General features: G+C 69.6%; 22 protein-coding genes. 7 read left to right on the forward strand and 15 right to left on the reverse strand.

Features of this window, described 5'->3' with window-relative positions; all coding sequences use genetic code 11:
* Genes JNUCC0626_RS10840 through JNUCC0626_RS10860 form a run of 5 tightly spaced genes read right to left on the reverse strand, consistent with a single transcriptional unit; the run spans position 1 to position 5,102 of the window.
* Complete coding sequence (locus tag JNUCC0626_RS10840; protein ID WP_394619565.1) at positions 1–828, reverse strand: carbohydrate ABC transporter permease; 828 nt, start codon at positions 826–828, stop codon at positions 1–3.
* A complete protein-coding gene (locus JNUCC0626_RS10845) occupies positions 825–1,706 on the reverse strand; it encodes a carbohydrate ABC transporter permease (protein WP_394619566.1) in 882 nt (293 codons plus the stop codon). The genes JNUCC0626_RS10840 and JNUCC0626_RS10845 overlap by 4 nt, the downstream gene beginning before the upstream one ends.
* Complete coding sequence (locus JNUCC0626_RS10850) at positions 1,703–2,977, reverse strand: ABC transporter substrate-binding protein (protein ID WP_394619567.1); 1,275 nt, start codon at positions 2,975–2,977, stop codon at positions 1,703–1,705. Before JNUCC0626_RS10850 ends, JNUCC0626_RS10845 begins: the two co-directional genes overlap by 4 nt.
* Positions 2,974–3,975 carry a Gfo/Idh/MocA family protein gene (locus tag JNUCC0626_RS10855; RefSeq protein WP_394619568.1) on the reverse strand — a complete coding sequence of 334 codons (1,002 nt, stop codon included), beginning with the start codon at positions 3,973–3,975 and terminating at the stop codon, positions 2,974–2,976. The genes JNUCC0626_RS10850 and JNUCC0626_RS10855 overlap by 4 nt, the downstream gene beginning before the upstream one ends.
* Positions 3,972–5,102 carry a GntR family transcriptional regulator gene (locus tag JNUCC0626_RS10860; RefSeq protein ID WP_394619569.1) on the reverse strand — a complete coding sequence of 377 codons (1,131 nt, stop codon included), beginning with the start codon at positions 5,100–5,102 and terminating at the stop codon, positions 3,972–3,974. The genes JNUCC0626_RS10855 and JNUCC0626_RS10860 overlap by 4 nt, the downstream gene beginning before the upstream one ends.
* A 131-nt stretch (positions 5,103–5,233) precedes the next feature.
* On the opposite strand from JNUCC0626_RS10860, the gene JNUCC0626_RS10865 reads away from it, so the two are divergent.
* From JNUCC0626_RS10865 to JNUCC0626_RS10875, 3 genes are read left to right on the forward strand one after another with little or no spacing between them, the layout of a single operon-like run.
* Positions 5,234–6,229 (forward strand): NAD-dependent epimerase/dehydratase family protein, encoded by a 996-nt coding sequence (locus JNUCC0626_RS10865; RefSeq protein WP_394619570.1) that lies wholly within the window; start codon positions 5,234–5,236, stop codon positions 6,227–6,229.
* The gene (locus JNUCC0626_RS10870; protein ID WP_394619571.1) at positions 6,229–7,245 is read left to right on the forward strand and encodes a dihydrodipicolinate synthase family protein; all 1,017 of its coding nucleotides are present in this window, start codon (positions 6,229–6,231) and stop codon (positions 7,243–7,245) included. Before JNUCC0626_RS10865 ends, JNUCC0626_RS10870 begins: the two co-directional genes overlap by 1 nt.
* Before the next feature lies 1 nt (position 7,246).
* A complete protein-coding gene (locus JNUCC0626_RS10875; RefSeq protein ID WP_394619572.1) occupies positions 7,247–7,633 on the forward strand; it encodes a glycoside hydrolase family 20 zincin-like fold domain-containing protein in 387 nt (128 codons plus the stop codon).
* Here the strand turns inward: JNUCC0626_RS10875 and JNUCC0626_RS10880 are convergent.
* From JNUCC0626_RS10880 to JNUCC0626_RS10895, 4 genes are read right to left on the reverse strand one after another with little or no spacing between them, the layout of a single operon-like run.
* On the reverse strand, positions 7,594–8,409 hold the full coding sequence (locus JNUCC0626_RS10880; RefSeq protein WP_394619573.1) for a carbohydrate ABC transporter permease: 816 nt from the start codon (positions 8,407–8,409) through the stop codon (positions 7,594–7,596). The genes JNUCC0626_RS10875 and JNUCC0626_RS10880 overlap by 40 nt on opposite strands.
* The gene (locus JNUCC0626_RS10885) at positions 8,406–9,380 is read right to left on the reverse strand and encodes a carbohydrate ABC transporter permease (RefSeq protein ID WP_394619574.1); all 975 of its coding nucleotides are present in this window, start codon (positions 9,378–9,380) and stop codon (positions 8,406–8,408) included. Before JNUCC0626_RS10885 ends, JNUCC0626_RS10880 begins: the two co-directional genes overlap by 4 nt.
* Positions 9,377–10,780 (reverse strand): N-acetylglucosamine/diacetylchitobiose ABC transporter substrate-binding protein, encoded by a 1,404-nt coding sequence (ngcE, locus tag JNUCC0626_RS10890; RefSeq protein ID WP_394619575.1) that lies wholly within the window; start codon positions 10,778–10,780, stop codon positions 9,377–9,379. Before ngcE ends, JNUCC0626_RS10885 begins: the two co-directional genes overlap by 4 nt.
* Before the next feature lie 26 nt (positions 10,781–10,806).
* On the reverse strand, positions 10,807–11,769 hold the full coding sequence (locus JNUCC0626_RS10895) for an acyltransferase domain-containing protein (protein WP_394619576.1): 963 nt from the start codon (positions 11,767–11,769) through the stop codon (positions 10,807–10,809).
* A gap of 254 nt (positions 11,770–12,023) precedes the next feature.
* Here JNUCC0626_RS10895 and JNUCC0626_RS10900 point away from each other — a divergent pair, with 254 nt between their 5' ends.
* The 4 genes from JNUCC0626_RS10900 to JNUCC0626_RS10915 are packed head-to-tail and all read left to right on the forward strand — an operon-like array spanning position 12,024 to position 16,145.
* Positions 12,024–12,986 carry a Gfo/Idh/MocA family protein gene (locus JNUCC0626_RS10900; RefSeq protein ID WP_394619577.1) on the forward strand — a complete coding sequence of 321 codons (963 nt, stop codon included), beginning with the start codon at positions 12,024–12,026 and terminating at the stop codon, positions 12,984–12,986.
* Positions 12,983–13,921 carry a Gfo/Idh/MocA family protein gene (locus JNUCC0626_RS10905; RefSeq protein ID WP_394619578.1) on the forward strand — a complete coding sequence of 313 codons (939 nt, stop codon included), beginning with the start codon at positions 12,983–12,985 and terminating at the stop codon, positions 13,919–13,921. The genes JNUCC0626_RS10900 and JNUCC0626_RS10905 overlap by 4 nt, the downstream gene beginning before the upstream one ends.
* Entirely contained in the window at positions 13,912–14,703 is a 792-nt protein-coding gene (locus JNUCC0626_RS10910; RefSeq protein WP_394619579.1) for a Gfo/Idh/MocA family protein, read from the forward strand. Before JNUCC0626_RS10905 ends, JNUCC0626_RS10910 begins: the two co-directional genes overlap by 10 nt.
* Positions 14,700–16,145, forward strand: a complete 1,446-nt coding sequence (locus JNUCC0626_RS10915; RefSeq protein ID WP_394619580.1) for a beta-N-acetylhexosaminidase — start codon at positions 14,700–14,702, stop codon at positions 16,143–16,145. Before JNUCC0626_RS10910 ends, JNUCC0626_RS10915 begins: the two co-directional genes overlap by 4 nt.
* 3 nt (positions 16,146–16,148) lie before the next feature.
* Here JNUCC0626_RS10915 and JNUCC0626_RS10920 read toward each other — a convergent pair whose 3' ends face one another.
* The 6 genes from JNUCC0626_RS10920 to JNUCC0626_RS10945 all read right to left on the reverse strand — a co-directional run bounded on the left by JNUCC0626_RS10920 (position 16,149) and on the right by JNUCC0626_RS10945 (position 20,935).
* Positions 16,149–16,508 (reverse strand): hypothetical protein, encoded by a 360-nt coding sequence (locus JNUCC0626_RS10920; RefSeq protein WP_394619581.1) that lies wholly within the window; start codon positions 16,506–16,508, stop codon positions 16,149–16,151.
* A gap of 9 nt (positions 16,509–16,517) precedes the next feature.
* The gene (locus JNUCC0626_RS10925) at positions 16,518–17,444 is read right to left on the reverse strand and encodes a hypothetical protein (RefSeq protein WP_394619582.1); all 927 of its coding nucleotides are present in this window, start codon (positions 17,442–17,444) and stop codon (positions 16,518–16,520) included.
* A gap of 139 nt (positions 17,445–17,583) precedes the next feature.
* The gene (locus JNUCC0626_RS10930) at positions 17,584–18,102 is read right to left on the reverse strand and encodes a hypothetical protein (RefSeq protein WP_394619583.1); all 519 of its coding nucleotides are present in this window, start codon (positions 18,100–18,102) and stop codon (positions 17,584–17,586) included.
* Complete coding sequence (locus JNUCC0626_RS10935) at positions 18,095–19,201, reverse strand: hypothetical protein (protein ID WP_394619584.1); 1,107 nt, start codon at positions 19,199–19,201, stop codon at positions 18,095–18,097. Before JNUCC0626_RS10935 ends, JNUCC0626_RS10930 begins: the two co-directional genes overlap by 8 nt.
* A gap of 16 nt (positions 19,202–19,217) precedes the next feature.
* Entirely contained in the window at positions 19,218–19,604 is a 387-nt protein-coding gene (locus tag JNUCC0626_RS10940; RefSeq protein ID WP_394619585.1) for a FixH family protein, read from the reverse strand.
* Complete coding sequence (locus JNUCC0626_RS10945; RefSeq protein WP_394619586.1) at positions 19,601–20,935, reverse strand: hypothetical protein; 1,335 nt, start codon at positions 20,933–20,935, stop codon at positions 19,601–19,603. Before JNUCC0626_RS10945 ends, JNUCC0626_RS10940 begins: the two co-directional genes overlap by 4 nt.
* Between the last annotated feature and the right edge of the window lie 20 nt (positions 20,936–20,955).

A 20,955-nucleotide genomic window follows, 5' to 3' on the forward strand; every position in this document is an offset into this window, starting at 1 on the left:
TCATTTCACGCTCCCGGCCGTGAGTCCTGACCGCCAATAGCGTTGGAGCAGCAAGAAGGCCAAGACGAGCGGCAGCAGCGCGAACATCGACCCGACGACCATCAACGGGTAGTAGTCCGGGTCGATGTTCGCCAGCGAGTTCCAGCTGTAGAGCCCGAGGCTCACCGGGTAGAGGTTCTGGTCCGACAGCATCACCAGCGGCAGGAAGAAGTTGTTCCAGATCGACGTCAGCTGGAACAGGAAGATCGTCACGTACCCCGGCGCGAGCATCCGCAGTCCCACGAACGCGAAGCTGCGGATCTCCGTCGCCCCGTCGACCCGCGCGGCCTCCAGCACCTCGTTGGGCACGTAGGCCGCGGAGAACACCCGAGCCAGGTACACGCCGAACGGGTTGAACAGCACGGGGATGATCACCGACCACACCGTGTTGGCCAGCCCGGCCGCCGACGCCATCAGGTACAGCGGCAACGCCAGCACGGCGGCCGGCACCATCACCGACACCAGCACCAGCGCGAACAGCTGGTTCTTGCCCGCGAAGGAGAACTTGTCGAACACGTACCCGGCGGCCGTGCTGATCAACGCACCCACCGCCGCGCCACCGACCGCGTAGAGGATGCTGTTGAGGTACCAGCGGCCGTAGATGCCCTTCTCCTGGGTGAACAACCCCTTGACGTTGTCCACCAGAGCGAAGTTCTCCAGCGAGAAGAAGTCGGACGCGAACAGCGCCTCGGTGTCCACAGTGGAGGCGAGCAGCAGCCACACCAGCGGCAGCAACGCGTAGAGCGCGCCGACACCGATCACGACGTTCGCGGTGAGTCGCCCGGTCACGCGCGACCTCCCCTCGAGGCGCCGCGCGTCACGGCGAACGACAGCAGGCAGCACACGATCAGCAGCAACACCGAGGCCGCCGCGGCGAGGCTGTGGTTGTTGCGCGCGAACGCCGCGTCGTAGATGTACATGTTCGGCGTGAACCGCGGGCCGATCAACGGCGTGACCTTGCTGAGCAGCATGGGTTCGGTGAACAGCTGCAACGCGCCGATCACGGTGAAGATCAGCACCGTCACGACCGTGCCCCTGATCAACGGCACCTTGATCGTCACGGCCGCGCGCACCGGCCCGGCGCCGTCGATCTCGGCCGCCTCCAGCACTTCCCGGGGCACGGCGCGCAACGCGGCGAAGAAGATCACCGTGGTGTAGCCGAGTCCGCTCCACAGCGCGATGTTCACCAGCGACGGCACGATCATCTCGAGGCCGAGGAAGTTGATCTCGACGTCGAGCCCTCGCATCAGGTCGATCACCGGCGAGATGCCCGGTGTGTAGAGGTACAGCCAGAGGACCGTGGCGATGATGCCCGGCACGGCGTGCGGCACGAACAGGATCGTCTGGCTGAGCTGCCGGAACCGCACCACGCCGGAGTCGAACAGCAGGGCGAGTCCCAACGCTCCGACGATCACCAGCGGGATGAACACGGCCGAGTACAGCAGCGTGACGCCGACGCCCTGCAGGAAGCTCGGGTCGGTCAGCACCACCCAGTAGTTGCGCAGGCCGACCCACGCCGTCTGGCCGTTGCCGAACCCGAGGCCGGTGTGGCTGCGCGCGAAGAAGCTGAGGTAGATCGCGTACAGCGTGGGCGCGAGGAACACCACAGCCAGCAGCGCGACGAACGGGCCGAGCAGCAGGCCGACAGCCGAGCGTTGCCTGATCACGACCGCCTCACCGCCAGGCCGAGGCTGCGCATGTCCGGCAACGTCTCCGCCTCGGCGTCGCGCAACGCCTGCGTGATCGTGGTGCCGTACGGGATGCGCGCGAGCCCGTGGTGGAGGGACGTGGCGGTGGACTGCATGCGCGGCCCCCACATCCAGTCGCCGTGCTGGAGTTCGTACTGACCGGCCGCCAGTCCGTAGAGGTCCTGGCCGCCGTAGAAGGTGGTCTTGAACTGCGTCGACGCCGGTCCCCACAGCTTCGGCGACGCCGGGAAGAGGCTCGACCGGCCGCTGGACAGGCGCGCGACGATCGCCTCGGGCGAGGTCGACATCCACTCGATGAACCGCATCGCGCGGTCCTTGCGAGGGCTGTCCGCGGTGATCACGTGCAGCGACGCGCCGTCCCGTCCGATCGACGGCCGCGCCGGATCCCACTGCGGCACGGGCGCGATCCGCCACTTCCCCGCGCCGCCGGGTGCCGACGACGCCAGCGCCGCGACACCCCAGACGCTGACGAGGTGCGCGGCGACCCGGCCCTCGGCCAGCGCCGCGAGCCACTCCTGACTGCTGCCGGGCGCGAGGAACAGCAGGTCCTCGTCCAGCAACGACTGCCAGTACTCGGCGGCCTTCAGCGAGCCGGGGTCGGTGAAGTTCACGGCCCACGAGTCGCCGTCGACGCCGAACCACCGGCCGCCGGTCTGCATGACGTGCGCGGCGAACAGGTTGTAGCCGTTGGGGTGGAACGAGGTCAGGTAGATGTCCTTGGACTTCAAGACGCGGGCCGCCGCCCGGAACTCGTCCCAGGTCGTCGGCACCTCGACGCCGTGCTCGCGCAGGAGGTCCTCGCGGTAGAGCATCAGCAACGGCGGCAGGTCGAGCGGCACTCCGTAGACGCGCCTGCCGAACGTGGCGCCCGCCCACGCGACCGCGCCGAGATCGTCCCGCAGCCCTGCGCTGACCAGGTCGGTCACGTCCGCGGCCACGCCGTCCAGGGCGAACATCGGCAGGTCGGCGTCGGCCATCGACACCACGTCCGGGGCGTTCCCGGCGCGGGCAGCGTTCGAGAGCTTCGCGTTGCCGCCGGCGAACCCGGACGTCACGGTCTCCAGCACGACGGGTTCGCGCGGGTTCCGCGCGTTCCAGGCGTCCACGACGGTGTTCGTGCCGCGCAACGACGACCAGAACGTCAGCGGCCCGTTGGGATCCTTTGTGGATGAACACCCGGCGAGCAGGGTGAGTCCGGCAGCGGTGAGCAGACCGCGGCGGCTGATCACGGGCGTACCGCCGGGCGCGGCACGTCCACGGGGTTGCCCCGGTCGGCCGCCTGGTAGACCGCGAGCGCCGCCGACACGACCGAACGGCCGTAGGAACCGTCGATGTACTCGCCACCCTCACCTCGGGCGGCCGACACGAACCCGTCGAGCTGCGCGCGGAAGGCTTTCTCGAGGTGCACCGGACTCGCGCCGACCAGCGTCGTGATGTTCCCGTCCCGCAACAACAGCAGGCCGTCGCTCGCGCTCACCCGCAGCGTCACCTCGGGCATGACGACGTCGGTCTCGTCGTAGTACGGCGTTCCCCTGCTGGTCAGCACGACGCTGGCGGTGACGCCGTTGGCGAGTTCGATCAACGCCAGCGAGTCGGTCTCGACGTCGATCCCGTCCCGGCCGCGCACCACGCTGCTGACCCGGCGCACGGTGCCGCCGCCGAACCACTGGATGCGGTCGAGGCCGTGCGTGCCGACGTTCAGCACGATGCCGCCGCCGGCCAGCACGGGGTCGAAGAACCAGGCGGGGCGCGAGTTCGGTTCGTAGTGCGCGGAACGGCGGTGCGCGATCAGCAGCGGCTCGCCGAACTCACCGGACGCGATCAGCGCGCGGGCCTCTCGCGCCACCGGGTCGAAGTGGATGACGTGCGCGACCGCGAGCAGCACGCCCGCGTCCCGGCAGACCTCGATCATCCGCGAGCAGTCCTCGACGGTGGTCGCCATCGGCTTCTCCACCAGCACGTGCAGCCCGGCCTCGGCGGCCTCCACGACCTGCTGGGCGTGCAACGCGTGCGGCGTCGTGATGATGACGGCGTCGAGGTTCCCCTCGGTGATCATCGTCCGGTAGTCGTCGTACACCTCGACACCCGGTGCCGCGAGCGCCTCGGCGGCCTCGCGCCGCACGTCGCAGATCGCCGCGATCGCGTAGGCATCGGCGCCGGCCGCCGCTCGGACGTGGTGCGCGCCGACGGCGCCGGCGCCCAGGAGTCCGATCCGGAATGACGTCATGTTCCCGCTTTCTCGTGAAGCACCGCCGAACCGCAGGACGCCCTGACGACGAGCCGCGGCTGGATCAGCACCTGTTGGGACGGAACGGTGCGGCCACCGTCGATGCGGTGGAGCAGGAGCTGGGCGGCGAGCGCGCCCACTTCGGACTTGGGCGGCGAGACGGCGGTCAGCGGCACGTCGCCGACCTCGGCCACCTCGTCGTCGTAGGCCACCACCGCGAGGTCGCCCGGCACCGACAGGCCGAGCCTGCGGGCGGCGACGATCAACGCGGCGGCGTCGCGGTCACCGTGGCAGAACACCGCCGTGACGCCGGATTCGACGCAGCGCCGGGCGTAGGCGGAGATGTCCTGGGCCTGCCAGAGCAGGCGGCACGAGGTGGCGGCGGCGTCGACCTTCAGCAGTTCGACGGCCTGCTCGAACCCGGCCGCGACCTGCTCGGACGTGCCGGTGCTGACCCGGCCGAGGAACCCGATGCGCTGGTGGCCGAGCTCCTTGAGGTGCCGGACCGCCTTGCACACGCCACCGGCGTGGTCGGTGCCGACGAACGTCGTGGGGTCGTCCGGCTCGGGCGACGGCGGGCGTCGTTCGGCCAGCACGTACGGGACGGGCAGGTCGCGCAGACCGTCCACGTAGGACTGCGGGTCGTCCATCAGATGCAGGCTCGGCACCAGGAGCAGGCCCTGCACGCCGGTTTCGAGCATCGTGCGCAGTTCTTCGCGTTCGACGTCCAGGTCGTACTTCGAGCACACCAGCACGACCCCGACGCCCGCGCCGCGCAGGACTCGTTGCAGGCCGTCGATCACGCGCGGGTAGTAGTAGGTGGTCGAGGGCACCAGCACGCCGACGAGCGGCCGTCCGGTGGCGATCGGCGCCGACTCGGACCGGACGAACGTGCCCGCGCCCTGCCGTCGCAGCACGATCTGCTCGTGCACGAGCTGGCCGACGGCCCGCCGGATGGTGTTGATGCTGACGTTCAACGTCGTGGCGAGCTCGCGTTCGACCGGCAGCTGATCGCCCGGCCCCCACACCCCGTCGGCGATGTCCTTGCGCAGACGGTCAGCCGCCCACTGCCATTTCGGGCGAGCGGAGGAATGAAGGAATGAATCCTCCGATTCAGCTGATGTCATGCCGGGAAGAATGACTGATGATGCTCCTTGCCGCAAGAGGTGACCTGTGATTTTGTGTGCACAGACCACATCAGGCCAAAAATTCATTCCTTTCAGAGAATGAATTCGTACCTCGCCGGGAGTGCGCCCTCATGAATGAGGCAGACCTCGAAGAAGAACTCAGCAGGCCGTCCCCCGCGTTGGTCGCGGAGGCCTCGGGCTGGGGTGACGTCGTCGTGCTCGGCGCGGGCGGCAAGACCGGCTCGGGCATCGCGGGCATGGCCCGGCGTGCCGGTTCGGGTGTCGTCCACGCCGTCTCGCGCTGGTCCGATGAGGACAGCCGGCAGCGCGTCGAGGCGCAGGGCGTGTCCGTCGTGACGGCCGATCTCTCCGATCCCTCCGCGGTGACGACCCTGCCCGACGCCGACACGGTGATCTTCCTGGTGGGAGCCAAGTTCGGCACGGCCGGTGCGCCCTCGCAGGCGTGGATGACGAACACCGTGCTGCCCGCGTACGTCGCCGAGCGCTACCCGAAGGCGCGGATCGTCGCGCTGTCCACCGGCAACGTCTACGGCATGACCGCGCCGGTCGGCGGCGGCAGCGTCGAAACCGACGACCTGAGGCCCGACGGCGACTACGCCATCACGTGCCTCGGCCGTGAGCAGGTCTTCACCCACGCGGCCCGGACGCGCGGCACGCCCGTGGCGTTGATCAGGCTCAACTACGCCTGCGAACCCCGCTACGGCGTCCTCGCCGACCTCGCGCGGCGGTTGCTCGACGGCAAGCCGATCGACCTCACGACTGGCGCCGTGAACGTCGTCTGGCAGCGCTACGCCAACGAGGTCGTGCTGCGCAGCATCGCGCACAGCTCGGACGCGCCGTTCGTGCTGAACCTGACCGGCCCGGAGACGGCGTCCGTGCGTTCGATCGCGACGCGCCTGGCCGCACGGCTCGGCGTCGAGGCCTCCTTCACCGGCTACCTGCCGGAAACGTCGCTGCTCAGCGACGCGACGACGTGCCACGAGCTGTTCGGCTACCCCGACCGCACGCTCGGGCAACTGATCGACCTGCAGGCCGCGTGGCTGCGCGATGGCGGGGCGTTGTGGGCCAAGCCGACCAAGTTCGAACGACGGGACGGACGGTTCTGATGGACTTCGAGACAGCCGCACTGCTGCGCCGCGGCACGGTGATCCCGGCGCACCCGCTGGCGTTGGACGAGACCCGCGCGCTGGACGAGGAGCGGCAGCGGGCGTTGACCCGGTACTACCTGGAGGCGGGGGCGGGCGGGCTCGCGGTCGGGGTGCACACGACGCAGTTCGAGATCCGGGAGCACGGGCTCTACCGGCCGGTGCTGGAACTCGCCGCCGAGGAGATCGCCGCTCGGTCTGGCCCCGGCCCCGAGGATTCGGTTCCTCCCGGTCCGTTCGTGCGAGTGGCGGGCGTGGCGGGCCCCACCGATCAGGCCGTGAAGGAAGCCGAAGTCGCTCGTGAACTCGGCTACGACGCCGTCCTGGTCTCCCCCGGCGGCCTCCCCCACCTGTCCGACGCAGACCTCCTGGACCGCAGCGCGGCCATCGGCGAAGTCCTCCCGACCATCGGCTTCTACCTCCAGGAAGCCGTCGGTGGCCGCTACCTCCCCCGCTCCTACTGGCACCGCCTGGCCGACCAACCGAACACCGTCGCCGTCAAAGCGGCCCCCTTCGACCGCTACCGCACCTTGGAACTGGTCCAAGGCGTGGCGGACTCCGACCGCGGCGAAGAAGTAGCCCTCTACACCGGCAACGACGACAACATCATCAGCGACCTGCTGACCCCGTTCCACGTGCGCGGCGGCGTCCGCAGGTTCGTCGGCGGCCTCCTCGGCCACTGGGCGGTGTGGACGCGCTCAGCCGTTCAGATCCTCCAGAACGCCCACGCCGCGGTGGCCGGTGATCAAGCCGCCCGTGCCCGTGTGGAAGCGCTCAACGCCATGTGCGTCGACGCCAACGCGGCGGTGTTCGACGTCCGCAACGACTTCAAGGGCGTGATCGCCGGCGTTCACGAGGTCCTCAGGCGCGACGGGATCCTCAAGGGCATCTGGTGCCTCGACCCGGACGAAACCCTCTCCCCCGGCCAGGCCGAGGAACTCACCCGCGTCCAGCACACCTACGCGGAACTCCGCTGACATGGCGATCCGCAGGAACGGCAAGGAGCCGCGCCGTCGCACCGGGGAGTTCCAGCTGCGCAACGGCATGAGCATCCGAGCGATCGGCAACGCGCAGGAGGCCGCCCGCCTCCTGCGCGCGCACGTCCGCGAGACCACCGGCATCGTGCTCGGCAACTCGCCGGACGGCATCGTCATGCTCACGCACGAACCGGCGATGCGCGGCCTGGGCGAAGACGGCTACGCCCTGCTGGTGAGCCCGAACGCGGTGATGCTGCGCGCGGCCACTCCAGCAGGGCTGCTCAACGCAGTCGCGCAGTTCCGCCGGCTAGTGACAGCCAGCGGAACCGTGCCCGCCACGGACCTGACTCACTTGACCGCCCCGGCCGTGGCACCGGCCTGGATGTAGCGCTGGAAGCACACGTACGCGAGCAGCACCGGCAGCATCGCGATGGTGAGCCCGGCGAACAGGCCGCTCCAGTCGCTCTGATATCCCTGCGACGTCGACAAAGCCGCGAGTCCCTGGGCCAGCACGTAGTTCTCCGGGTCAGGGTTGAGCACCAGCGGCAGCAGGTACTGGTTCCACAGGCCGAGGAAGTTGAAGATCGCGACCGACACCAGGCCCGGTCGTGCCATCGGCAGCATCACCCGGAAGAACACGCCCCAGTGCGTGCAGCCGTCGATGAACGCCGCCTCGGCGATCGCGGACGGCAGCGTGCGGAAGAACGCGTGCAGGAAGAAGATCGTGAACGGCGTCGCGAACGTCGCGTACACGAGGATCAGCCCGAGTTTCGTGCCCAGCAAGCCCATCTGCTCGACTGTGAAGAACAACGGCACCAACGCCAGGAACGTCGGGAAGAACTGGGACGTCACGAACAGGTAGTAGACGAACCTGTTGCCGGGAAAGCGGTAGCGGGCCAGCGTGTAGGCCGCGATGCCGCCGAAGAGCATCGTCAGGAACAACGCGCCGCCGACGACGATCACCGAGTTCAGGAAGTACTGCCCGATCGACGCCTCGTTCCAGGCGCGGCCGAAGTTGTCCCAGCGGATCTCGGACGGCACCGTCCACGGGCTCGACAGGATCTCGGCATCGGACTTGACCGAGCTCGTCACCGCCCACAGCAGGGGAAACGCCGTGACGACCGCCCAGAAGCCCAAAGCGATGTGCAGCGGGAACCGTTTCATGCCAACTCCGTCCGGTTCTTGTTGCCGCGCAACGCCACCAGCGCGAACACGAGCGTGCCGAAGAACAACGCGACACCCATCGCCGAGGCGTAGCCGAACTTGCCGTACTCGAACGCCGTCCGGTACAGCGACAGGCCCATCACCTCGGTCGAGCCGTCCGGTCCGCCCGGCCCGACCGTCATGATCTGGACCAGCGCGAACGCGTCCAGCGCGACCATGCCGAGGTAGACGAACGCCACCTGGACGTTGTCCCGCAACAACGGCAACGTGATCCGCCGGAACGTGGTCCAGCCCGACGAGCCGTCGATCAACGCGGCCTCGAAGATCTCCTTCGGGATGCCGTCGATCGCGGCGCTGAACAGCACCATGTAGAAGCCGACCCCGGACCAGATCATCACCGCCATCACGGCGAACAGCGCGAGCGAGGGTTCGGCGAGCCAGCTCCGGGCCAGCCCGTCCAGGCCGATCGCGCGCAGCACGCCGTTGATCAGGCCGTTGTTGGGGTTGTAGGCGAAACCCCACAGCACGGCCACGATCGCCACCGACAGCATCTGCGGGAAGAAGAACACGATCTCGTAGAACCGCGACCCGCGCACGCCGGTCCGGCCGTTCTTGCCGCCGCGCTGGATCATCGTGGCGAGGAACAGCCCGATGCCGATCGTCGCCGCGGGCATCAGCAGCAACAGCAGCAGGTTGTTCTTGATCGCGTCGAGGAAGAGCGAGTCTCCGGCGAGCCGGGTGAAGTTGTCGAACCCGACGAAGTCCGCCTTGCCCGCGACGCCGTTCCAGTCCGTCAGCGACAGGTAGAACGCCTGCGCGTAAGGGGAAACGACGAAGACGAGGTGGAGGATCAACGCAGGAGCGAGCGCGCCGATGACGAACCCGTACCCGCGATTGAGCTTGCGGCGCCTCGACGGCCGAGGTGGAGCGGGCGCCGCAACCCGCTCCACCGGCCTGGTCAGCAGGCTCACTTCCGCTCGTACTTCTTGATGCTGGTGTCCTTGGCGAGGTCGTCGGCGGCCTTCTGCACGCGGTCGACCCACTCCGCCGGGGTGATCCGGCGCGTCACCAGTTCGGCGACCGCGTCGTCGACGGCCTTGGTCAGCGTCGGGTACCAGATGCGGTGCCGGTAGTTGATCGTGTCGTCGCCGGCCTTCTTCACCGCCTCCGCGACCGAGCTCAGCGCCGGTGACATGGTGAGGCCGTCGGTGGCGCCCTTGACCGCGGGCAGGGTGCCGACGGACTTGGCGAAGTCCTTCATGGCGTTGCGGGAGAACAGCATCCGCAGGAACTCCAAGCCGCCCGCGACGTTCTTGCCCTGGCTCGGCACGAGGTACGCCTCGCTGCTGGCCGCATGGATGGCGTTGGTCTTGAGCTTGCTGTTCGCGAGCGACGGCACCGCGCCCATCACCATGTCGAACCCGGCGGGCGTGACGGACTTCTGCTCGGCCTCGAGCCACGAGCCGCTCGGGATGATCGCGGCCTTGCCCTGGCACCACGCGGCCTGGGCCTCGGTGTGCGACAACGCTTCCGAGCCCTGCATGAGGTAACCCTTGCCGGACAGCTCGGCGATCGCCTCCGCCGCGGCCTTCACCGACTCGTGACGCCAGGCGTTCGGCTGGAGGTTGTCGATGGACTTGAGCAGGTCCATCCCGCCACCCCGGACGGCCATGACCAGCAACGGATCGGTCATGTACTCGGGGAACTTGCCCTGGTAGGTCCAAGGCGCGACGCCGGTCTTCTTGATGTCCTCGCAGAGGTCGAGCATCTCCTGCCAGGTCTGCGGCCACATCCAGCCGTTCTTCTCGAACAGCGGCTTCGAGTACCAGAGGCCCCAGGCGGTGTAGGCGTAGTTGAACCGCACGAACGCGCCGTCGTAGACGCCGTCCTCGACCACGCCGGGCAGCAACGTGTCGCGCAGCTTGACGTTCGGGTCGTCCCAGGACGGGGCGTCGAGCAGCTTGTCGAGGTTCTCCAGCTGCCCGGACTGGTTCAGCGCGGCGATGTCGAGCCTGCCCGCGCCGGTGTTGTTGACGACGTCCGGCGGGCTGCCCGCGACGAACCTCGGCCGCAGCGTGTCGCCGACCTTCTGGATGCCCTTGTGGTCGATGACCGCGGCACCGAACTGCTTCTTGTACACGCCTTCCGCGGCGAGCACGTAGTCGTCCCCGTAGGCGCCCTTGAAGACGACGACCTCCAGCGGGGCGTCGGCCTTGACGCCGAACGGGTTCGTGGCGCTCTTGTCGCCGGTGCTCTGGGTCTGGCCGCCGCTGCCGCCGGCGGTGACGCACGCGGCCAGCGCGGGAGTGCTCAGGCTCAGCACGGCGGCGGCTCTGAACATGGTGCGCCGCGAGAACTCGGTGGAGGACATGGCGGGGTCCGTTTCTTCTTGTCGGGTCAGGGAAGGGCGAGCCAGCCGCAGCCCTGGCGCCAGTGGCCGCCCGACTGGAGGTGGCGGACGATGGCGCGCTGCAAGGTGGTCGTCTGGGGCAGGTGCGCCAGGTCTCCGGTGCCGGGCGGGAGGTGGTAGACGAACTCCAGGACGTCGCTGTCGCAGTCCGGCGTCGGTCCGAACGCGCTCCAGCGGCGCTGGAACCGGACGATGTTCGAGGTCTCCGGCAGGTGGTCGGCGAGCTGCGGGTCGAGCAGCCACGACCGGCACGTGCCGTGCTCGTAGCGCTCGTCCGGGAAGTGGGCCGCGAAGAACGGCCTGGCCCTGCGGAACGACTCGTCGCACGCTTCCGGTGTCATCGGCCCGTCGCCGGGGATGTGCACTTCGAGAACGGGAGTGCCTTCCTTCGGGCCGTTCTCGCTCTCGGCCTTGTACTCGTCGACGGTGAGGATTGCGCGGTCGAACTGGAGCTTGCCGAGGCGGAAGAGCGTGCCGCGGAAGTGCCGGACGAGCCAGCCCTGGCGGTCGAACCCGCCGGTGTCGTAGTACTTCCGGTAGCTGATCACCTTGGCGCCGAGGTCCTGCACGGTCGCCGTGGTGACGTCGAACGGGATGTTCAGCCTGCGATGCAGGCCGAGCAGCGACGGCAGTGCGAGTAGGAAGAGGTGGACGTAGAAGTACCGCCCGGCCTCGCCGAGTTCGGCGGGCGCGTTCGGCCAGTCGATCTCGCGGCTGGGGATCGGGTCGGCCGCGTAGAGCACCTGGTGGCAGCGCAGCAGCGCCTCCCACAGCTCCGGTGTCCGGTGTGGACTCGGCAGCGTCGCCAGGACGCCGTGGTGGTCGACGTCCGGAACGCCGAGCAACGCGAGCCGCCGCGCGGCCTCCTCCGTCGTCACCGGTTCCAGGTCCGGGACGTCGGCCTGAGGCTGTTTCAGCAGCGCGGCGAGCCAGTCGCCGGTCTCGCTCATGGGCGGCACCTGCTTTCGGAGATTCCTTCCCCGAAAAGGGAATGAATATGGCGTGTCTTGCCCTGGTTCGGCACATCATTATGTGTGACCTCCTGCACGTCAATGATTCTTCGCAGGTCACACGAACAGCTGAAGAATGACTACCCTGCGCTCATTCCCCCAGGTCCGAGCCTTGCCGTGCGTGAGGATTCATTCCTTCGCCGCCGGATTCATACCGTTGACTCGGCAATCCGCCGCGCATTTCAATGGACTGCATGCCCGATCCCGTTCTCCGGCTCGCTGTCGCCGGAGCAGCGCATCCGCACGTGTCCTACGTCCTCGACGAACTCCCTCTCCGCACCGATGTCGAACTGGTCGGCATCAGCGATCCGGACCCGTCTCTCGCGCAGTCGTGGGGTGTGCCCGCCTACTACGACCACCGCTCGCTGCTCACCGCCACCCGGCCCGATGTCGTTGTGGTGGCAGGCATCTACTCCGATCGCGGCACCGTCGTGGTCGACTCCCTGCGTTCCGGAGCGCACGTGCTGGCCGACAAACCGTTGTGCACCAGCCTGTCCGCTTGGGATGCGATCTCCCGGGCCGCTGACGAGACAGGCCGGTTCGTCTCGTTGCTGCTGGAGAAGCGCGGCTACCCGGTGACGCTGGCCGCCCGTTCGGTGCTGGACTCGGGGGCGCTCGGCGCGGTGACGCTGGCGGCCGCCTCGGCGCCGCACAAGCTGAACCGGGACGCTCGACCGTCGTGGTTCCTCGACCCGGAGACCTACGGCGGGGTGATCGGTGATCTGGCCGTGCACGACATCGACCTCGTGCTGTGGCTGTCCGGCGCTCGCGAAGGCACGGTCAGCGCCATCGGTAGCCGATGGTGCGGCGCGGTGCTGCTGCGCGCCGGTGACGTGGCGGCAACACTTGAGGTCAGCTGGCTGACGCCCGCTTCGGCACCGTGGCACGGCGACTACCGGATGCGGCTGACCGGCACGTCCGGCACCGCGGATCTCCTGTGGGCACAGGAAGAACTCCTCGTGGAGACGCACGACCGTCCGTTGTGGAGCATGCCCCTGCCAGATGTCGAACGCCCTGCGGTCGCCGCGCTGGACGCGTTCGTGGCGGGCGTGGAACCCCCGGTGACCACGGCGGCGAGTCTGCTGGCGACGCGGATCGCCCTGCTGGCCCAGGGCAGCGCCGACAACGGAAGCGTGGTGCACAGGTGGGCGGCATGAGGTTCGCACTGGTAGGAGCCGGGGTGATCGGCGAGGCACACGCGCGCCTGATCGCCGCCTCGGCGGAGTTGGCGGTCGTCGTGGACAACGACCTTGAACGCGCCCGGCGGGTGACGTCCCGGTTCGGCGGCATCCCTCTCACTTCCCTGGCCGAGGCGTTCGATCTCGTCGACGCGGTGAGCGTGTGCCTGCCGAGCGGTGCGCACGCCGACGCCGCCGTGCTGGCGTTGCAGGCGGGCAAGCACGTCGTCATCGAGAAGCCGATCGACATCACCCTGGCGGCGGCCGACCGGATCATCGCCGCCGAACGCGCGTCCGGCCGCACCGCCGCCGTGATCAGCCAACGCCGTTTCCAGCCGGAATCCGTTGCCGCGCAACGGCTCGTAGCCACCGGTGCGCTGGGCCGGATCACCTCGGGCATCGCCGAGTCGACGTTCTGGCGGCCCCAGTCCTACTACGACGCCAAGCCGTGGCGCGGCACGTGGGCGCTGGACGGCGGCGGGGCGTTGATGAACCAGGGCATCCACGCCGTGGACCTGTTGCTGTGGCTGATGGGCGAACCGGTGGAGGTGCTGGCCCGCACCGCCTGCCTGGCGCACGACCGCATCGAGGTGGAGGACACCGTCGCCGCCGTGGTGACGTTCGCCGGCGGCGCCCTCGGCACGATCACCGCCACCACCGCCGCCAACCCGGGCCATCCCGTGCGCGTGGCGGTGCACGGCGACCGCGACAGCGTGGTCATCGGCGAGAGCGACGACCTCGACGTCGCCCATCTGGCTCAGTACACCGACTTCTTGGAGGCCGTCCAAGAAGGCCGTCCGCCGCTGGTGACGACGGCGGACGCCCGTCGCGCCCTGGCCGTCGTGCTGGCCGTCTACGAGTCCGCCCGAACCGGAACCCCGATCGCACTGAACGGAGACCCCTGGTGCGCCTAGGCATCATCGGCACCGAGAACAGCCACGTCGACCACATCATCGACCACTTGGCCGCAGGTCCGTCCGAGGTGGTGGCGATCAGCGGCGGGGACACGCCCCGCAACAGGGCGTTGCGGGCCAAGGGAGCCCCGGATCGGCTGCGTCTGGTGGACCGGCCCGAGGACCTGCTCGGCCTGGTCGACGCCGTGGTCGTGGCCGACCGCCACGGCGATCTGCACCGCGCCCACGCCGTCCCGTTCCTGCGCGCGGGCCTGCCGGTGTTCGTCGACAAACCGCTGGCCTGCACGGTGGAGGACGCGCAAGCGATCATCGCCGAGGCCGCGACGGCTCCGCTGACGTCCTACTCCGCTCTCCGCTGGCTCCCCGAAGTCGACGCACTCGCGTCCACTGGCCCGGCACGCCGTGTGACGGCATCCGGCCCCGTGGACCCGGCCAGCCCGTACGGCGGCATCTTCTTCTACGGCATCCACCCGGTGGACGTGGCGCTACGCCTCGCCCAAGGCCCGATCCACTCGTGCGACGTGGTCCGGCTCACCGACCGCATCACCGTTTCCGCCGAGGTCGGCACCACCGAGGTGGAGGTCACCCTGATGCTCACCGACGCCCCGTTCACCGCCTCCGCCGACTCCGCCGTCCGCACCTTCGAACTCGGCGAGCACTACTTCGTCCCCGGCCTGGAGGCGTTCCTGACGATGACCACCACCGGGGTACCACCCATCACGCACGACGACCTGCTCCGCCCGATCCAGCTGCTCGAGACCGTGACGAAGGCGATCGCATGATCATCCCCAAGCCCCTGCACCTCACCCGTTCCCCCGGCAGCTACCGCCCGGCCGCGATCGCCGCGACCGGTGACGCCCTCCCCGCCGCCGAGCTACTGCGGACCTATGTGGACCTGCCTTTGTCGGCGGACGGGGACGTCGTGCTGGAGACGTCGGGCGAGGGCGAGGCCTACACGCTCTCCGTGACGCCGTCCGGCATCCACCTGCGCGGCTCCACCACCGGCCTGCTGCACGCCGTCCAGTCGTTGCGCCAACTGATGTCCCACGGCCGCGACGTTCCGCTGGTGGAGGTCCGCGACGAACCCCGCTTCGCCTGGCGAGGCGTCATGCTCGACGTGGCCCGCCACTTCCAGCCGATCTCCTACCTGTACCGCCTGGTCGACCAGATCGCCCTCTACAAGCTCAACGTCCTGCACCTGCACCTCACCGACGACCAGGGCTGGCGGATGCCGATCGACCGCTACCCGGCCCTGACCTCCACCGGCGCGTGGCGCACCGAGAGCATGATCGGCCCGGCCGGCAGCACCACCCGCGACCACACCCCGCACGGCGGCGCCTACACCAAGGCCGAAATGCGCGCCCTGGTCGCCCACGCCGCCTCCCGCGGCATCACCGTGGTCCCCGAGATCGAGATGCCGGGCCACGCCCGTGCCGCCCTAGCCGCCTACCCTGACCTGGGCAACTTCCCGTCCCGCGCGCTACCGGTGTGGACGGACTGGGGCGTCTCGGACGCGTTGTTCGGCGTCCAAGACCACACCTTCACCTTCCTGCACGACGTCCTGACCGAGGTGCTGGAGGTGTTTCCGTCCCCGCACATCCACATCGGCGGCGACGAGTGCCCCACCACCGAGTGGCAGACCAGCCCGTTGGCCGCCACCCGAATCGCCGCCGAGGGTCTCCCCGACGCCGCCGCCCTGCACGGCTGGTTCCTCGGCAGGATCAGCGAGTTCCTGGTGTCCCAAGGCCGCCACCCGCTCTGCTGGGACGACGGCGAGAACCCGCACGGCCTCCCCCTGAGCGCCGCCGTGATGATCTGGCGGGACCCGAAACACGGCCTCGAAGCCGTCCGCCGGGGCCACCACCTGGTGATGGCCCCGTTCCGCAACACCTACCTCGACTACCCGCAGTCGTCAGCCGGCGAGCCACCCGGCCAACCGGCGGCCGTCGTGTCCCTGGAGGACGTCTACCGCAACGATCCGCTGCCAGCGGAGTGGGACGAGGAGTGCGCGGCACGGGTGCTCGGCACGCAGGGACAGCTGTGGACCGAGTTCGTGAAAACCCCGGAACACGCCGAGTACCTGGCGTTCCCGCGGCTGTGCGCGCTGGCGGAGTCGGCCTGGTCGGTGGACCGGTCGTGGCCGGACTTCACCGACCGCCTCTCCGCCCACGCGCCGATGCTCGCCCAGATCGCCCCGCATCACAGGCCGCTCGACCTGGCCTGAGCCTCAGGCCTTGACGCGGCCCTTGGTCGTCCACATCCGGTAGCCCGCCGACAACGCCTCGGCCTCCGAGCCGAACGTCATGTCGCCCTTCATCCGCCGGTAGTAAGGCGATTCGGGCGTGTGGTAGACCATCGTCTTCGAGTTTCCCTTGACCGGCAACGGGTCCTGCTTCGGTGCCTGCCGGGGCGCGGGCTGCTCGGCGATCACGACCTGCTCGGTGGCCGGGCGCGGGGCGGGCAGGGCGAGGCGGGTCTTCGGGCGTTCGGGCTGCAGGCGACTGCGCACCGACAGCCACGTCACCAGGACGCCGACGGCGAAGGACGCCAGGCACAGCAGGAACATCTGCGAGAACAACCAGAGCACAGGACTCTCCTAACGGACTACGACGTCGACCTGGCGCGTGGCCGGGTCGTACTCGCCGTCGGGGGCGGGACGGGTCTCGATGGCGATCAACGCGGGTGACACGCCCTGGCCCACCAGGACGTCGCGGACCATCTGGCCGCGCGTCTGGGCCATCTTCTGGTCCGTGCCGTGGGCCACCAGGGTGATCGAGGCTCGGGGTGCGACCAGCAGCATGCGGCCGACGCGCTGGATGAGCACGGTGCCGTGGCCCTCGTAGGCGGTGGTGCCCTGCACGAAGCGGATGGCGCCGTTGCCGTTGACCAGCCGCGAGATCGAGTCGTGCAGCGCCTCGACGTTCAGGTCGCCTACGGAGGTGGACGGGCCGACCTCGATGCGGTCGGTGACCTGGAGGCCGTTGGCGGCCTGCTTCAGGGCGTCCCGCACCACGACGGCTCTGGCCTCGTCGGGGACGCGGGCGGCGACGACCACCTGTCCGTTGTGGACGGTGGTGGTCACCTCGGACACCTTGGCGGACAGCGCTGCGGTGACGACTCTGCCGATCACGGCGGGCGGGATCGGCAGCAGTCCGCCGAGTCGCAACGCCGCGGTGACGCGGTGGCCGTCGGTCTGCACCGCCTCGATCAGCGCGCGGCGTTCCGCGTCGTCCGCGACCGCGCCGGACACCAGGATCTCACCGCCGCGCACGGCCACGAGCAGCTGTTCCGGCTCGGCCTGCCGCACGTCCGCGCTGCCGACGCCGGAGACGTCCGACACCACCGCGCGCACGGCGTCGACCGAGCGCGGCGAGACCTCGCTGACCACGACGGACCGGCCGTCGACGGCGACGACGCCGTGGTAGCCGGCCTTGCCGAGCGCCGCACGCACTTCCGCGTGCAGGTCCCGCTCGATGCCACCGCCGTAGACGAACACGCCGGTGGCGGCGAGCAACGCGGGCACCAAGAGCCCGCCAATCCAAACCGCGTGAGGCAAACGCACGGCGAACTGGCTATCGAACCTCGGCCCGGCAAATCCAGCCAGTACATCCGTTCGGGCGGAACTTCACCCGGTCAGGTGGCCGGGTGAAGTTCCGAAGGGCTCAGTCCACCACGGTCCGCGTCCGGCGCCACGCGATCACGATCAACGCGATCAGGCCGAAGAGGGGGATGGTGCTGATCGCCCAGGACAGGCCCATCGGCGGGCCGGGCTGGTCCATCACCTGGAGGTTCTTCAGCTCGCCCGAACCGGGGCCGGCGGGGCCGTCGACGTCGAACTTCATCGACCAGCTGCCCTGCTCGGGCAGCGCGAAGATGTCGAGCCCCCACACCTCGCGCTTGCGGGGGTGCCGCGCCAGCGGGCTGTCGTCGGCCTCGACGCCCTCCCGGAACAGGGTGAGCGTGCCCTTCTTGCCGTCGATGCCGTTCTCCGGCGCGAAGGTGAAGTCGAGCGACTGCATGGCCTTCACCGGCCACGTGCTGAAGCCGATCGTCAGGTCGTACGGTCCGGCCTGCACCTTCTCGGTGTGCACGACGTTGACCGGTTCGAACGCGAGGGCAGGAGAGGCCAGCCCGAACAGCAGCGCGGCCGTGCCCGCGAGTGCCAGCAGAGTCTTACGCATGGCGGTTTTCCTTTGCTGGTGCGAGATGACGGAGCATGTGACCGAACCGCCTGCCGAGCATCCCGGCCAGCGCGCCGAAGACGGCACCCGCGACGACGGTGGCGATGTAGCGCTCGGCGTTCGGGAAGCCCGCGCCGTAGGTGATCATCCGCTGCACCGGCGCGAGCGCCGTGATGATCACGCCGGCGGCCGCGCCGGTGATCCACGCGGGCAGGCCGCGCAGCAGTTCCACGAGGACGGCGACCAGGATCAGGCTCATCGGGATCATGTTCGGCAGACCGGGCACGCCGTCGACGTAGTCGCGCAACGGCAGGCCGGTGGCGTCGGCGTAGACCTCGGTGGCCCACGGCGAGAACCACCAGAACACGGCCTGCAGCGCAGCCACCACGACACCGACGGCGAGCGCGCCGCCGCGGCGGTTGAGCACGTACGCGCCCATGAACAGGATCATCACCGAGAAGAACGCGCTGCCGGCGCTGACCGTGTTGACCGGACCGCCGGGCAGGGCGCGCAGGCCGAGCACGGTGACCATGCTGAACGCGAGCAGCGTGCCCGCCGCGCCCGCGACGCCGTAGACGCCCCAGCCCCGGTCACGGGCGACCGCGAAGATCATGACCGCGCCGACCATGGTGATCGAGATCGACAGCAGCAGGCCGATGTGCGGCGGCGAGTCGATCACCGCGTCGAACCCGTACAGGCCGTGCCACCACTGGTCCCACAGGCCGTAGACCAGGAACAGCGCGGCACCGATGCCCGAGACCAGGTAGCCGACGGGCGCGGCGAACGTGCGGCCGAAGACGCCGACCGCCCTGCCGCCGACCAGCGGGTCGACCTCCTTGTCCCGCTTGGCGTTCGCGGTCGTCAGCAGGACGACGGCGAGGCTCGCGAGGCCGGAGATCGCGCTGCCCGCGTACAGGAACAGGTGCGGCATCGTGAAGAACGTGTCCGGCCCGACGTCGCTGTGCCACTGGATGTCCCAGGTCAGGCCGATCAACGAGAGCAGGGTGCCGCCGAGCACGACGCTCGCCGGGACCAGGCCCCTCGGGACCGTCCTCGCCGACGACGCCGAGGTCGCCGCCGTGATGTCCGCTGTGGTCAAGGTGTTTCCTCCCCCTTCAGGTGAGCAGCAGCGGGATGACGACCCGCTCGCCGCGCAGTGACACGGTGATTTCCCATTGGCCCGGCATGGTCAGGTCGACGCCCGCGACCCGGTACCGGCCCGGTGCCTGCGCCGCCGCCGTGATCGGGGCGAGCGCGTGGCCCATCTGCGGCATCGCCGGTTCGACCGTGACGTCGCCGTCGGCGGCGTTGCCGGAACGGTCGGTGATGCGCAGGTCGAACGCGTTGCTGCCGGACCTGGTGCTGTCCGGGGTGAGCTCGAACCGCAGGTCGGCGCTCTCGGCCAGGTGCGGCTGGGCCTCGACTGTGCGCGGCCACAGCACGACCACGGCCGCAAGCACGGCGAGCACGCCCGCCACGACGGCTATGACTGATCGCTTCACTTCACGGCCGCCTTTCCCGGAGGAACGTCGACGGTCCTGGGCACGGTGACGACCGAGTAGTCGCGTTCGACCTGGATCCACACGAGGTACTTGCCCGGCAACGGGAACGAGTAGGTGAACGGCACGTCCGGCCCGTACGCGGCGACGCTCTCGTCCGGCTGGTCGGGCATCCCCGGCCGGGGCGGGAGCATCGAGTGCACGTGCGCCCAGATCGGCGCTTTCGCGGGCACGTCGGTGATCGGGCCGACGACGATCATGTGGCCGAGCATGCCGAGCCACGGCTGCAGGTCGCGGTCGCCGAACTTCGCGGTGATCGTGCTCGGCCGCCCGGCCTCGCGGATCTCCATCGCCGTATCGGCTTCCCCGTCGTGCGCGGGAGCGGCCGCACCACCCTCGACGTCCACAGTGGACCGCAGCAGCTGCACTCCCCCGCCACGCCGGGCGATCTCCGCCGCCAGCGCGTGCATGCCCTGTTCGGGGTCGCGCAGCTTCGCCCGGTACTCACCGGGTGCCGTGCGGACCGGGTGCAGGTGCCGCAGGTGCCCGGACGGCGACACCACGACGAGGTGGATGAACGCGCTGTCGTGCACCAGCAGGTCGTCCACCGGCCGTCCGGACGAGCCGTCGGTGAGGCTCAGCACCAGGTCCCGGCCGTCCATCCGCGGCACCAGGTTCACCGGCGGCCGCGAGAAGTCCACGATGGACGTTCGCTCCCAGGGGTTCATCACGGTGTCGTAGGTGGGGTCCAGGTCGGTGCCCGGTGCCGCGGCCGGCGGGATGCTCGGCGACAGCAACGCCGCCGTCACCCCCACCGCGATCGCCGCGACCATCCCGGCCGCGGGCACGAGCGCGAAGCCCGGTTTGCCCAGCACGGCCAGCACCAGCGCCGCCAGCAGCAGCACGCCCGCCGCGATGAACCCGCCGTAGGTCGCGTTCTCCCAGGGCGACGGCACGAGCGCGGGCACGACGAACGGGATCGTCGCCTCGTCCACCGCGAGTTCCCACGGGCCGGGCCGGTCCACGTGCAGCTGACCGGAGTAGAAGCCCGGCGTGGCACCGAGAACCACCTTGGTGTCGCTGGACGGCGCACCCGCCGAGCGCAGGGTCAGCGAGAGCTCACCGGCCGGTGTCCCGGCGTGCGTCACGACGTCCACGTGCACCGGCCCGGGCACCTCCGCGACCCGCCGGATGATCACCGTGAGATCGCGGTCGCCGAGGCTCTGCGCGACGTGGACGTCCGCGCCGTTCTGGGCACCGTCGGCCAGTGCGGGGGCCGCGATCGAGAAGATCGCCCCCAGCACGAGCAGCAAGGTCACAACACGTCGTTTCATCGCGACCGAACGTAGCGATC

This window comes from Lentzea sp. JNUCC 0626 (assembly GCF_043632865.1).
GTDB lineage: Bacteria > Actinomycetota > Actinomycetes > Mycobacteriales > Pseudonocardiaceae > Lentzea.

Bases quoted from the DNA above. Each gene is read 5' to 3' on its own strand.
- JNUCC0626_RS10880 (WP_394619573.1), bottom strand. From the start codon at position 8,409: ATGAAACGGTTCCCGCTGCACATCGCTTTGGGCTTCTGGGCGGTCGTC.
- JNUCC0626_RS10945 (WP_394619586.1), bottom strand. From the start codon at position 20,935: ATGAAACGACGTGTTGTGACCTTGCTGCTCGTGCTGGGGGCGATCTTC.
- JNUCC0626_RS10895 (WP_394619576.1), bottom strand. From the start codon at position 11,769: ATGAGCGAGACCGGCGACTGGCTCGCCGCGCTGCTGAAACAGCCTCAG.
- JNUCC0626_RS10930 (WP_394619583.1), bottom strand. From the start codon at position 18,102: ATGCGTAAGACTCTGCTGGCACTCGCGGGCACGGCCGCGCTGCTGTTC.
- JNUCC0626_RS10865 (WP_394619570.1), top strand. From the start codon at position 5,234: ATGAATGAGGCAGACCTCGAAGAAGAACTCAGCAGGCCGTCCCCCGCG.
- ngcE (WP_394619575.1), bottom strand. From the start codon at position 10,780: ATGTCCTCCACCGAGTTCTCGCGGCGCACCATGTTCAGAGCCGCCGCC.
- JNUCC0626_RS10855 (WP_394619568.1), bottom strand. From the start codon at position 3,975: ATGACGTCATTCCGGATCGGACTCCTGGGCGCCGGCGCCGTCGGCGCG.
- JNUCC0626_RS10875 (WP_394619572.1), top strand. From the start codon at position 7,247: ATGGCGATCCGCAGGAACGGCAAGGAGCCGCGCCGTCGCACCGGGGAG.
- JNUCC0626_RS10905 (WP_394619578.1), top strand. From the start codon at position 12,983: ATGAGGTTCGCACTGGTAGGAGCCGGGGTGATCGGCGAGGCACACGCG.
- JNUCC0626_RS10900 (WP_394619577.1), top strand. From the start codon at position 12,024: ATGCCCGATCCCGTTCTCCGGCTCGCTGTCGCCGGAGCAGCGCATCCG.
- JNUCC0626_RS10860 (WP_394619569.1), bottom strand. From the start codon at position 5,102: ATGACATCAGCTGAATCGGAGGATTCATTCCTTCATTCCTCCGCTCGC.
- JNUCC0626_RS10870 (WP_394619571.1), top strand. From the start codon at position 6,229: ATGGACTTCGAGACAGCCGCACTGCTGCGCCGCGGCACGGTGATCCCG.
- JNUCC0626_RS10915 (WP_394619580.1), top strand. From the start codon at position 14,700: ATGATCATCCCCAAGCCCCTGCACCTCACCCGTTCCCCCGGCAGCTAC.